Annotated in this window: 12 protein-coding genes; 6 read left to right on the forward strand and 6 right to left on the reverse strand. The window is 68.5% G+C overall.

Features of this window, described 5'->3' with window-relative positions:
* Nucleotides 1–267: 267 nt before the first annotated feature.
* Nucleotides 268–1119 (reverse strand): SAM-dependent methyltransferase, encoded by an 852-nt coding sequence (locus E1261_RS38270; protein ID WP_238176691.1) that lies wholly within the window; start codon nt 1117–1119, stop codon nt 268–270.
* Between the two features lie 195 nt (nt 1120–1314).
* Between E1261_RS38270 and E1261_RS38275 the strand changes: the two genes are divergently transcribed.
* Nucleotides 1315–2769 (forward strand): polysaccharide lyase 6 family protein, encoded by a 1455-nt coding sequence (locus E1261_RS38275; RefSeq protein WP_132414645.1) that lies wholly within the window; start codon nt 1315–1317, stop codon nt 2767–2769.
* Nucleotides 2770–2829: 60 nt separating this feature from the next.
* On the forward strand, nt 2830–3429 hold the full coding sequence (locus E1261_RS38280) for a dihydrofolate reductase family protein (protein WP_132414646.1): 600 nt from the start codon (nt 2830–2832) through the stop codon (nt 3427–3429).
* Here the strand turns inward: E1261_RS38280 and E1261_RS38285 are convergent.
* Entirely contained in the window at nt 3355–3648 is a 294-nt protein-coding gene (locus E1261_RS38285; RefSeq protein ID WP_132414647.1) for a YciI family protein, read from the reverse strand. The genes E1261_RS38280 and E1261_RS38285 overlap by 75 nt on opposite strands.
* 60 nt (nt 3649–3708) lie before the next feature.
* Between E1261_RS38285 and E1261_RS38290 the strand changes: the two genes are divergently transcribed.
* Nucleotides 3709–4239 carry a GNAT family N-acetyltransferase gene (locus E1261_RS38290; RefSeq protein WP_132414648.1) on the forward strand — a complete coding sequence of 177 codons (531 nt, stop codon included), beginning with the start codon at nt 3709–3711 and terminating at the stop codon, nt 4237–4239.
* On the opposite strand, the gene E1261_RS38295 is transcribed toward E1261_RS38290, so the two are convergent.
* Entirely contained in the window at nt 4224–4985 is a 762-nt protein-coding gene (locus E1261_RS38295) for a class I SAM-dependent methyltransferase (RefSeq protein ID WP_132414649.1), read from the reverse strand. The genes E1261_RS38290 and E1261_RS38295 overlap by 16 nt on opposite strands.
* A 91-nt stretch (nt 4986–5076) precedes the next feature.
* On the opposite strand from E1261_RS38295, the gene E1261_RS38300 reads away from it, so the two are divergent.
* On the forward strand, nt 5077–7080 hold the full coding sequence (locus E1261_RS38300; protein WP_132414650.1) for an eCIS core domain-containing protein: 2004 nt from the start codon (nt 5077–5079) through the stop codon (nt 7078–7080).
* Here the strand turns inward: E1261_RS38300 and E1261_RS38305 are convergent, their stop codons facing one another.
* Nucleotides 7081–8010 carry an SDR family oxidoreductase gene (locus E1261_RS38305; RefSeq protein WP_132414651.1) on the reverse strand — a complete coding sequence of 310 codons (930 nt, stop codon included), beginning with the start codon at nt 8008–8010 and terminating at the stop codon, nt 7081–7083.
* Between the two features lie 97 nt (nt 8011–8107).
* Between E1261_RS38305 and E1261_RS38310 the strand changes: the two genes are divergently transcribed.
* Complete coding sequence (locus E1261_RS38310; RefSeq protein ID WP_132414655.1) at nt 8108–8770, forward strand: TetR/AcrR family transcriptional regulator; 663 nt, start codon at nt 8108–8110, stop codon at nt 8768–8770.
* A 114-nt stretch (nt 8771–8884) separates the two neighbouring features.
* Here E1261_RS38310 and E1261_RS38315 read toward each other — a convergent pair whose 3' ends face one another.
* On the reverse strand, nt 8885–9241 hold the full coding sequence (locus E1261_RS38315; RefSeq protein ID WP_132414652.1) for a nuclear transport factor 2 family protein: 357 nt from the start codon (nt 9239–9241) through the stop codon (nt 8885–8887).
* Between the two features lie 118 nt (nt 9242–9359).
* Here E1261_RS38315 and E1261_RS38320 point away from each other — a divergent pair, with 118 nt between their 5' ends.
* Entirely contained in the window at nt 9360–10400 is a 1041-nt protein-coding gene (locus tag E1261_RS38320) for a helix-turn-helix transcriptional regulator (RefSeq protein WP_132414653.1), read from the forward strand.
* Here E1261_RS38320 and E1261_RS38325 read toward each other — a convergent pair.
* A complete protein-coding gene (locus E1261_RS38325; RefSeq protein WP_202875394.1) occupies nt 10388–11080 on the reverse strand; it encodes an HAD family acid phosphatase in 693 nt (230 codons plus the stop codon). The two genes, E1261_RS38320 and E1261_RS38325, sit on opposite strands and share 13 nt — an antisense overlap.
* Nucleotides 11081–11130 lie beyond the last annotated feature (50 nt).

The following is an 11130-nucleotide window of genomic DNA, read 5'->3' on the forward strand; positions in this document are numbered from 1 at the left end:
AAACTCCACAACCACACCCTCCACCCAGCAACCTGACCCCGGGGCCACCCAGCCCGACCAGCCCGACAGATTCGATGCCCCGGCCGGCAAAACGCCATTTCGCTACAGGCTCATACCGGCAGCACCACTCCGCAAACCCGGCATCTGGCAGCTGGGGGCGGCCGCATTTGCTGGGTGGACCCATGGGGTTGTGGGTGTTGCACTCGCATGCGGGTGGAGAACCCGCAAGCTCATGGGGGAACCCATGAGATGGGCGGCGGGGTGGGGTTACGGTTTGCGGGCTAGGGCGGTGAGGATCAGGCGGGCGGCGCCGGTGGGGCTGAGGGCTGGTTCGCCGGCGGGGCACCAGCGGGCCAGGTCGAGGATGCCGGGGGCGAGGATCTCGAGGTCGGCGAGGGCTTCGGTGAGCTCTTCGTGGGTGCGGAAGCGCAGACGCGGGAAGTGCTCGCGGAACTTGTCTTCGATCGCGGTGGCGGCATCGGCCAGGCGGCTGCCGTCGTTGGGGTTCATGGGGTGCGTGATGGCCACGAAAGAACCCGAGGGGAACGGCGCCAGGTAGTCGGCGAGGAGCTGCCGGAGCTGATCGGTGCCGGACAGGGTGTGCAGGGTGAGGCCGAAGATCAGGCCGACCGGACGGTCCCGGTCGAGTGCGTCGACCACGGTCGGGTGTTCGAGGACCATGGCCGGGTCGAGGATGTCCGCGGCGGCGAAGAAGGTACGGCGGTAGTCCGCGAGCAGGGCCTGGCCGTGGGCGATCGCGGTGACGTCGTTGTCGACGTACACCGTCTTGGCGGACGGGTCGACGGCCAGCACCTCGTCGTGCAGGTTGCGTTCCGCCGGCAGACCGCAGCCGAGATCGAGGAACTGGCTGACACCCGCGGCGGACATCCGGCCGATCGCGGCGGCGATCCAGCGCCGGTTCTCGGTCGCGAGCTGCGGGATCTCGGGCCCGACCTTGAGCAGCTCGGCGAAGACCTGCCGGTCGACCTCGAAGTTGTTCTTACCGCCCAGCATCAGGTCGTAGATGCGGGCATCGGACGGGCGGTTCAGGTCGAGCTCCGGCCCGACCCGGCGCGTGACGTCACCCTCCGGCATCGCCCCGACCACCTCGATCCACATCCGAAAAGACCACGTGGCCGGAAGGCTACCGCTCACCCGGCCGGGGCTCCCAAACGGGGCGCGTTGCGGAACTCCGCCGTCGGTTCTTCCGCCCCGCGGGAGATTCCGGCCCGCCGAAGGGTAAGCGCTTGCCAACGCTCGGACCCCGACCACACACTGGCCGCCTCCACCGCCCCGATCACCCCGGAGAACCCGATGCCAGTAGCCCGCCGTACCTTCCTGACCGCCCTCACCAGCACCGCCGCCCTCACGAGCACTGCCGCCCTCACGAGCACCGCCGCCGCGACCGGCACAGCCCGAGCCAGTACCCGGGCCACCCAGGTCCGGACCGTCGACGAACTCCGGCGCGCGATCGCCGCCGCCCACCCCGGAGCCGAGATCGTGCTAGCCGACGGCACATACAACGTCACCGGCAGCCAGGGAATCCCGATCCAGAACCGCCGCGGTACGGCGGCCGCCCCGATCACCATCCGCGCCGCCTCGACCGGCGGTGCCACCCTGACCGGCGACCGCGGGTTCGTGCTGACCGATTCGACATACGTCGTACTGAGCGGGTTCCGGCTGCGGCAGCGGACCACGCTCGACATCCCGACCACCTGCAAGAACATCCGGCTCAGCCGCAACGACCTCCAGTTTGCGGATGTCGAGGGCCTGAACTGGCTGCTCGTCCGCGGCGACAACACGGTCATCGAGCGGAACCACTTCCACGGCAAGTCGACGCTCGGCGTCTTCCTCGGGGTCGAAGGACCCGGTACGGCGGGGATGGCGCGCGGCGTGCACATCGTCCGGAACTACTTCTCCGACCACACGTTCGCCGGTGACAACGGCGGTGAGCCGATCCGGCTCGGTCTCAGCGGCCGCTCGCTCAGCGACGCCGGTGCGATCGTCGAGGAGAACCTGTTCGAGCGTGCGAACGGCGACCCGGAGGCGATCTCGGTCAAGTCCTCGGCGAACGTCATCCGTTACAACACCGTCCGCTCCAGTCTCGGCGGCATCGTGCTCCGGCACGGCAACAAGTCCCGCGTCGAAGGCAACTTCATCCTTGCCGGTAGCAACGGTATCCGTGTCTACGGCAACGATCACCTGCTCGTGAACAACTACGTCGAGCGGGTCAGCGGCTCCGGCATCGTGCTGGGCAGCGGCAACGTCCGCGACCACAAACCGGAGGACTCCGCGGAGAGCCGCCGGGGCAACGACGCACCGGACCGGGTGACGATCGCCCTGAACACCGTGCTCTCCTCCGGTACGGCGATCAGCGGCGAAACGCAGCGCACCCTGCCACCCCTCGGCTGCACGATTGCCGACAACCTGCTCATCGGTGACTCCGGCTCGCTGGTGTCGATGCCGTACCAGCAGGGCATCACCTGGTCCGGCAACCTGCTCTGGGGCGCGGCCGGCAACGGCAACATTCCGGCCTCCGGCTTCACCCGTAAGGATCCCAAGCTGGTCGCAGGCACCGACGGCGTACGGCGCCTCGGCGCGGGGAGCCCGGCCATCGACGCCGCGAGCCGCAGCTACCCGTCGGTGACCCAGGACGCCGACGGTCACGCCCGCTCCGGTCGTGCAGACGTCGGCGCCGACGAGTACAGCACCGCAACCCCGGTACGTCGTCCGCTCACGCCGGCCGATGTCGGTCCCGTCTCGCGATGAGTTTTCCCCTGCTCACTCGTCTGCACGAATACCACCTCACGAGTGAGCAGGGAGAACACCATGGCAAAGCTGCTGTATTCGGTGACGATGTCGGCCGACGGCTTCATCGCCGGACCGAACGGGGACATGCAGTGGATGCGCCCGTATCTCGGCCCGAACCCCGAGGTCGATGAGCTGATCCCGCGGATCGGATCGATCCTGGTCGGCCGCCGGTCGCACGACGGCGACGACCCGCACAAGGGTGAGCCCGGTGAGGGCGAGGCGTTCGGCGGCGGCTGGGACGGACCGCTCTTCGTGGTCACCCACCGCCCGCCGAGTACGCCGGAACCCGGAGTCACGTACGTCGATCAGTTGCCCAAGGCAATTGCCGCTGCGAAGGCCGCGGCCGGGGACAAGTATGTCAACGTGATCGGCGCCGATATCGCCCGCCAATGCATCGCGGCCGGCGAACTCGACGAGGTGCTGCTGATCGTCGCGCCGGTGTTCCTCGGCGACGGCACCCGGGTGTTCGACGAGCCCGGCGGGCAGACAGTCCGGCTCCGGGCCCGCTCCACGACCGCCGGGACGAATCTGTGGTTCGACGTACTAGAGCTCTCCGGCCGGGCGCATGATCGGGCGGATCTCGACGTACCGGCCCTCGATGGAGGCGTCGGGCAGTAGCCGCGCCAGCTCGACCGCACGCGCCGGGTGCTCGACGTCGATCACGTAGTAGGCGTCGATGCCTCCGGGGCCGGCCCGATCGGGCACGGTCACGGTGAGCTGCTGGTGCGCCAGCAGCTCACCGCCGATCAGTTCACCGGCCTCACGGGCGGCCTGCTCGAAGGCGGATCTGCGCAGGTCAGCGCGGGTTTCACCGTGCACGATCAACAGGAATCTCATCGGCGTACTCCTCTCATTAATCAGACGGAGCTGACGGCCGTGGTTTGACATGATGGCGAGATGTTCGTGCAGACCGAGCGGCTGACACTGCGCCGCTTCACGCCCGGCGACGCTCCCGCCTTCGCGGCGTACCGGTCGGATCCGGAGGTTGCCCGCTACCAGTCCTGGGAGCCCCCGGTCAGGGAGCCGGAGGCGCTCATCACGGTCACCGGTTTCGGCAACGGCGATCCGGATGCACCCGGCTGGTTCCAGTACGCCGTCGACCTGGACGGCGTACTGATCGGGGACCTCGGACTGCACCTGGACGAGAACCTGATGCAGGCCGAGCTCGGGTTCACGCTGGCACCGGAATACCAGGGCAAGGGCTACGCGACCGAGGCCGTGCGCGGTCTGCTCGACCACCTGTTCACAGCGAAGAACCTGCACCGCGTCTCGGCCGAATGCGATGCCCGCAACACGTCGTCCGCGCGCTTGCTGGAGCGCGTCGGCTTCCAGCGCGAGGGACTGCGCCGGGCGCACACCTGGATCAAGGGTGAGTGGACCGACGACCTCCTCTTCGGTCTGCTCAGGAGCGACTACCTGGACGCGTGAGCCGCCCAAGCTCGCGCCGTCAGCCGGATCGACCCATCCGCCTCGATCGGCAACCGCGCGCGAAGGTCCTCCCGCAGCACATCGCGGTCCGCGTCGTCCAGCGTGCGCACGTACGCCGGCCCGACGCCCTGCCCACCGAGGAACGGCTGCCAGTAGTCGTCGAACGACGCAAACTCCGTCGGTACGACGATCGCCCGCGTCTCGGTCGGCCCGAATCCGGCCTCGGCGAACAGCCCGGCGAGCCCTTCCGCCGTACAGAACGGGAACCGCGGAGCCTCGTCGTACTCGCGATCCTGCGGCCGGAGAGCCACCACCGCATCCCAGAAGTAGCGCATCAGCTGCATGCCTTCGGCGTAGTCCCAGACGTAGACCGCGACCGTCGTGCCGATTTCGCGCATCCGGCGGAGCGCTTCGATCCGCTCGGGGATGAAGTTCAGGACGAGGCCCGCCACCACGACGTCGTACGGGCCGTCCGGTAGGTCAGCGGCCGAGCGGACCTCGAAGGTCGCGCCCGGGACCGTCTGCTGTGCGTACCCGACGAAACCGGCCGACGGGTCGACACCGAGCACGGAAGCCGGGTTCGCCGTCCGCAGGATCGTGCTCGTCAGCGCACCCGTCCCGCACCCGACATCCAGCCAGCGCAAGCCCTCCGGCTGGTCGAGCCAGCCGACGAACTCCTCGGCGACCACCCGGCTCCAGCGACCGACGTACGACTCGTAGACCTCGCCACTCGACCACTCGCTCATCACCCCAGGGTGCAGTGTGCGATGCCCGTTTGTCTCTTACGAGGTACGTCGACGCGCGGCTACCGTCGGTAGTCCGGGCGGAGGGGGTGCGATGCGCAAGGCGTCGGAGAAGGACGAGGAGCTCGACAGCAACCCCGTGGGCCACACCCACGAATCCGAAACGCTGACTCCGGAGCAGTCCCGCCTGCAGGACCTCGGCCGCCTGGCCGGCAACGCCGCGGTTGCCGGCGCGATGCTGAGCGCGCCCGAATCGACCGTCCGCAGCCAGGTCGAAGGCGCCACCGGGTTCGACCTCTCCCCCACCACCATCCACCGCGACAGCACCCGCGCCGCGTCCGCCGGCGTACACGGCCTCACCGAAGGCCACGAAGTCCACCTGGCCGCCGGAATCTCCCCCGGCACACCGCACGGCGACCACGTCCTCGCCCACGAACTAGGCCACGTAGTCCAGCAAAGCACCGGCACCCCCGGCGGCCACGACTCCCTGGAAGCCGGCGCCGAGTCGATCGCCCGCTCCCGCAGCGGCTCCACCGGCAGCTCGCTCGCTGCCCTCCCCGCCCCGAAGCAACTAGCCGTCCAGCACTTCGACCCCCGCTACCACCGCACCTCGGTCGTCGACGGCCTGGCCGGCTCGGACTTCACCCCGGACGAGATCGGCCTGATCTACGCCGCCAACTGGGAGCGGGACCTTTCGCAGGCCCACCCGGCCCTCGGCAACGCGATCCTCGAGTGGAAGGCGGTCAAGCTCGCAGCCAAGGACGGCCGCCTCACCGACACCGAGATCACTGCCTTCCACAACGCCTGCCAGGCAATCGTCGACGCAGGCATCGCAGACCCCGGTGGCCTCGCTGCGGGGTCGGCGTACGGGGGTTACAAGTTCTACGAGCACATGGACAACCCGGCTGCGACCGCAGCGAACGACAAGATCGCCGAACTCGGCACTCTGGACACCGGCGGATTGCCGCCGCACATGTACATCTCCCGCGAGTACATCAAGGAGACGCTGTTCAACGCAGCCCGGCTCACGCATCCTGAGCTCGCCCGGGGCCAGACCGCTGCCGCCGCGGATCACTCGAAGGCCATGCGTGCGGTCCTCGACAAGGACGCGCCCAAGGCCATGATCGGCGGGCTGCCGTCCGGCGCGATGGCCGACGAAACCGCAGCCGAGGTACGGCGTTCCGCCGGGGCCGGCGCCGGATCCGGACCGCTGCTCGATCCGGAGGCGCTCGACCTGATCGGCCGGGCCTCCCACGCGCTCGAGGACTTCTGGTCGCACTCGAACTTCGTCGAGATCGCGATCGACGAGGTGGAGTACAAGCTCAGCGGGCTGACCACCGCGACCTTCGGCCCGGACGACAGCATGCATGCGCTGTCGCACAAGATCCGGGGTGCCGCCGACGAGATCGATGCCGAGATGCCCTTGGTGGACAAGCTGGCGGGCCGGAGCAAGGCCGCACCAGCACCGGATCAGGTGCAGCTCGGCGACGAGTCACCGGTGCAGCACGACAGCTTCCTGGACGACCTGAGCGGCGCGATGGATCAGGCCGGCGCCGTCGTCAAGGCGTTGCCGGGCGCGATGTATGACGGCGGCAAGCGCGGCTTCGAGCGCGGGATCGGCCGGCCCGGCCTGTTCGCGCCGTTCACCGGCGCCGCCAAGGGCGCCTTTGTCGGTGGACTCGGCAGTGCGCTCGGCAGCCGCGGCGGCGTACTGGCGTTGCGGACAGCCTCCGAACTGCTCGACGAGCACATCGAGAAGAAGCAGGTCGAGTTCGGCGACCGGCAGGCGCACGGATTGCTCGCGAAGGACCAGCCCGGTCACGAGCACGATGCCTTCGGTGAGCTGAAGACGGTCAAGTTCGAGTTCGCACACGCGTTGTCGGTCGCTGCCGACCGCGCGGTCACCGGCAAGATGAAGGCCGTTATCAACTCACCGGACGCGGCGGTCGCCGACGAGCGTCTGAAGGAGATCTACGACACCCTCGACAAGCTGATCACCAACCCGTCGAAGGAGCATCCACTCGCCGACGTGATCACGGCCTACCGCGGGCGCGCCGTCGCCGCACTCAAGGCCTACAAGGCAGGTCCGCAGAAGTAGTCAGCTGACACGAGCCGGCAGGTGGACTCCGGTGAGGGATTCGGCCAGCGACCAGAGGCGGGCGTTGTCGGCTTCGTTGCGGGAGCGCTTGGGGGCCTTGGCGAGCTCGGTCGGGCCGACGAGGTGGAACCTTCCGGAGGGGCCGTAGTAGGCACCGTGCCGAGCGTCCGGGTCGGCGGCCGCGTACAGCAGGGGTTCGGTGCCTTGGGCAACTTCCTGGGAGGGGATGATCGGGGTGAGGATGCGGTTGATGAGGGGTTCCCGCGCACTGCTCTTGCCGAGGGTGGCGCCGGCGGTCTGGAGGTTGGTGCGAGTGAAGCCGGGGTGGGCGGCGACGCTGAGCAGGTTCCAGCCGCGGTCGGTGGCGAGTTTGGCGAGGTGGTTGCTGATCATCAGGTCGGCGAGCTTCGACTGGGCGTAGGCCAGGAACGGGTTGTAGCGCTGCTCCCAGTTCGGGTCGTCCCAGCGGATCCGCCCGTAGTTCGCCGTACCGCTGCTCATCGTGACGACGCGCGGCGCGGGCGCGGCGAGCACCAGCGGCAGCAGGCGAACCGTGAGCGCGAACGGGCCGAGGAAGTTGGAGCCGAACTGGAGCTCGAACCCGTCGGCGGTGGCGAAGCGCGTCGGCGGGTGCATGACGCCGGCGTTGTTGACCAGCAGGTCGAGGTGCGGCTCGTCGGCGACCAGGCCGTCGGCGAACTCCCGGACCGAGGCCAGGTCAGCCAGGTCGACGCGGCGGACCTCGAGCTGGGCGTCCGGGACCTCGGCGAGGATCTCGGCCCGGGCGGCCTCGCCCTTGGCGACGGTGCGGACCGCCATCACGACCCGGGCGCCGGCCGCGGCCAGGCGCTTGGTGGCTTCCTTGCCGGTGCCGCTGTTGGCACCGGTGACGACGGCGAGCTTGCCGGTCTGGTCGGGGACGACGTACATCGGATCCTCCATAAGAGACTGATGGTCTGTTATGACCGACGCTATCAGACCGGTGGTTCGATAACAACAGACCGTTGGTCTGTAGGATGTGAGGGTGATGACCTTCCAGCGCGCCCGCAGCGAGGAGCAGCGCGCGGTCCGGCGCCAGGCGATCCTGGCCACCGCCGCGGAGATGCTGACCGAACTGCCGGTCAACGACGTCAGCCTGAACGAGCTGAGCCGTCGCGTCGGCCTGGCCAAGTCGAACGTGCTCAAGTACTTCGAGTCCCGCGAGGCCGTGCTGCTGGAGCTGTCCGCGACCGAGCTGACCTCCTGGGTCGACGACCTGGCCGCCGGGATCGCCGCCGTACCGCCGGCTGCGCCACTGGCGGAGCGTGCCGAGCGACTGGTCGACGTACTGGTCAGCACCATCAGCGCGCGGCCGGTGCTCTGCGATCTGATCAGCAGTCAGGCGTCGGTGCTGGAGCGCAACATCTCGGCCGAGACGGCGCTGGCCTTCAAACGATCCGCGGCGCTGGCCTACGAGCGGATGATCGAGCTCGTCACGATCGCGCTGCCCGAGATCGGGCGCGAAGGCGCGATGCGGTTCATCCCACCGGCAAGCATGCTGGCCGGGGCGGTCTGGACCCATGCCCATCCCACCCCGGCCCTCTTGGCCGCGTTCGAGGCCGACCCCTGCCTGGCGCCCCTGCGCATGGAGTTCGAACCCACCCTCCGCGAGCAGCTCACCACCCTGCTGACCGGGGTCCTCCCCCGCTAACGTCCGAACGATCGGAGGGCCCGCCTCCGGGATTTCGGACGTTAACGAGGATCCCCCGCTAACGTCCGAAGGATCGGAGGGCCCGCCTCGGGTTTTTCGGACGTTAGCGATGGATCAGGGGGTGAAGACGGGGGTTAGGTCGGCGAAGACCTGGTAGCTGGTGATCAGGCCGGCCTCGTCGACGTCCCAGGTGCTGAGCGCCGGGAGTGTGACCTCCTGGCCGTCCAGCCGCGTGTAGGTCACGTCGGTCTCGGCGAGGGTGGTCGGCCCGACGGTCCAGACCCGGTTGATGTGGTGCTCGGTCCGCTGGACGGACGAGAAGAACGCCGCGTTCCCGGCCAGAATCGCCTCGATCCCGACGAACGGCTCCTGGTTGCCGAACACGAACGTGGACTTCTCGGCGAGCATCGCGGCAAAGGCGTCGAAGTCCTGCGTGTCGACGGCCCGGAAGACGGTGGTTGCTTCAGGCATTGGTTCCCCCAAGGAAGACGAAGTACGAACGCCGTCACGCTAGCCAACCGCCGACCCGGGCGGCCATGCCACATTTAGGGGATATCGCGACCGCCAGGGCGTGTGTGACCATCGAGAGGTGAACCACGCTGCCCACTTCCGCGCCTACGACCAGGTGGTCCTGCTGGCGGCGGCGAAGTTGCCGCTGGCCGACCTCTTCGAGGAGGCCCAGCAGGTCCTGCGCCGCGCGCTGCCGCGGGACAGCAGCTGCTGGCATGCGATGGATCCGAGCACGCTGATCGAGACCCGGTACTCCGCCGAGAAGATGCGGGCGCCGACCGCGGAGATCGCCGAGATCGCTTACCTGCATGACGATTACAACTCGTTCAGCTCCTTGTTCAAGGCACCGCGGCACGCCGGCATCCTCAGCGAGGCGACCGGTGGCGACCTGACCAAGAGCAGCCGGTACGTCGCTCTGCTCGAACCCGTCGGGATGACCGGCGAACTGCGGACGGCGTTCGTCGTGGACGGCGTTCCGTGGGGTTGTGTCTCGTTCTTCCGGCAGGGCGATTTCACCCCGGAGGAACGCGATTTCGCCAACGTGATCGCGCCGCTGCTGGGATTGTCCTTCCGGGCAGCAGGTGTGCACGCGCGGGCAGCCGGACCGGGTGCAGATCTGTGGCCCGGCGTACTGGTGTTCGATCGCGACCGCCGGGTCGAGTCGCACACGCCGTCGACCGCCCGTTGGCTCGAGGAGTTCGGCTTCGAGGGATCGGTGACCGCGGACCGGCTGCCGTACGAGGTGGTCTCGATCGTCGAGCGGGTACGCCTCACCGGCCAGGAGGCGACCGCGCGAATGCTCGGCGAATCCGGTCAATGGATCCAGGTCCACGCCGCCCCGGCGACGGCCGCCACCGCCTGGGACCAGCGCGTGGCAGTGGTCCTGCAGGCGGCCGCCGTACCGTCGATCGCACCCCTCATCTCGGCCGCCTACGGGCTGACACCGCGCGAGCGCGAGCTGACCGAGCTGGTCCTGCAGGGCAACGACACCCGCGAGATCGCCGGGCGCCTGCACCTGTCCCCGCACACCGTGCAGAGCCACCTGAAGTCGATCTTCGCCAAGGTCGGCGTCCGCAGCCGCCGCGAACTGGTCGGCCGGATCAGCGCTCAGGGCAAGTAGTAGTTCGGATTCGGCAGCTTGAACGTGCGGTCGGCGTAACCACCCTTGAGGTCGGAGTACTGGTCGCCGAAGTTCGCGACGATGTCGTAGCCCAGCGACTCGATGTGCGCTCGGGTGGCCGACTTGTAGTGGATCGTCGTACAGGCACCGTTCGGGTCCGCCGCACACGCCTTCTTCAGGTACGCCGGGTAGTCCGCCACCGCAGGCTTCGTGAACAACCCGTCCTCGCCGTTCGGCAAGCTGGTCGGCTTCGGATAACCGGCATCGACGCCGACCCCGTCCGCCGTCAGATTGCCCAACGTCGCCTGCTCCTGCGCAGCACCCCGCCCAGTCAGGAAGAAGACCGCATACCCCTCCCCCTCAGCCGTCTTCACCAGCTCCACCATCCCCGGTACGGCGGGAAACTTCTGCCCCAGCACGTACTCCGCATTGGTCGCCGGGTTGTACGCCCAGTTGCTGGCGATCTCGTAGTTCCACGTGGCCAGCGAGGTGTCGTCGACGTCCAGCAGAATCGCCTTGGTCTGCTTGGTGTGATGCTGAGCCGAGATCCACCGCGTCCCCGCCTTGGCCACCGATGACGCCTCGCGCGCATAGTTGCTAGTGGCATCGAAGTTCCCGCTACCCAGCGGATCCCCGTAGTAGTTCCGCAACTGCTGCCGCAACACATCGATATTCGTCACATTGCGCTCACTATGCGGCGTCGACGTCCGAATAGCTGTCTCTTATACGC

The sequence above is a fragment of the Kribbella albertanoniae genome (assembly GCF_004348455.1).
GTDB classification, from domain to species: Bacteria; Actinomycetota; Actinomycetes; order Propionibacteriales; family Kribbellaceae; genus Kribbella; species Kribbella albertanoniae.

Coding starts and splice junctions, on each gene's coding strand:
- E1261_RS38270 (WP_238176691.1), bottom strand. CDS start 1,119: ATGTGGATCGAGGTGGTCGGGGCGATGCCGGAGGGTGACGTCACGCGC.
- E1261_RS38275 (WP_132414645.1), top strand. CDS start 1,315: ATGCCAGTAGCCCGCCGTACCTTCCTGACCGCCCTCACCAGCACCGCC.
- E1261_RS38280 (WP_132414646.1), top strand. CDS start 2,830: ATGGCAAAGCTGCTGTATTCGGTGACGATGTCGGCCGACGGCTTCATC.
- E1261_RS38285 (WP_132414647.1), bottom strand. CDS start 3,648: ATGAGATTCCTGTTGATCGTGCACGGTGAAACCCGCGCTGACCTGCGC.
- E1261_RS38290 (WP_132414648.1), top strand. CDS start 3,709: ATGTTCGTGCAGACCGAGCGGCTGACACTGCGCCGCTTCACGCCCGGC.
- E1261_RS38295 (WP_132414649.1), bottom strand. CDS start 4,985: ATGAGCGAGTGGTCGAGTGGCGAGGTCTACGAGTCGTACGTCGGTCGC.
- E1261_RS38300 (WP_132414650.1), top strand. CDS start 5,077: ATGCGCAAGGCGTCGGAGAAGGACGAGGAGCTCGACAGCAACCCCGTG.
- E1261_RS38305 (WP_132414651.1), bottom strand. CDS start 8,010: ATGTACGTCGTCCCCGACCAGACCGGCAAGCTCGCCGTCGTCACCGGT.
- E1261_RS38310 (WP_132414655.1), top strand. CDS start 8,108: ATGACCTTCCAGCGCGCCCGCAGCGAGGAGCAGCGCGCGGTCCGGCGC.
- E1261_RS38315 (WP_132414652.1), bottom strand. CDS start 9,241: ATGCCTGAAGCAACCACCGTCTTCCGGGCCGTCGACACGCAGGACTTC.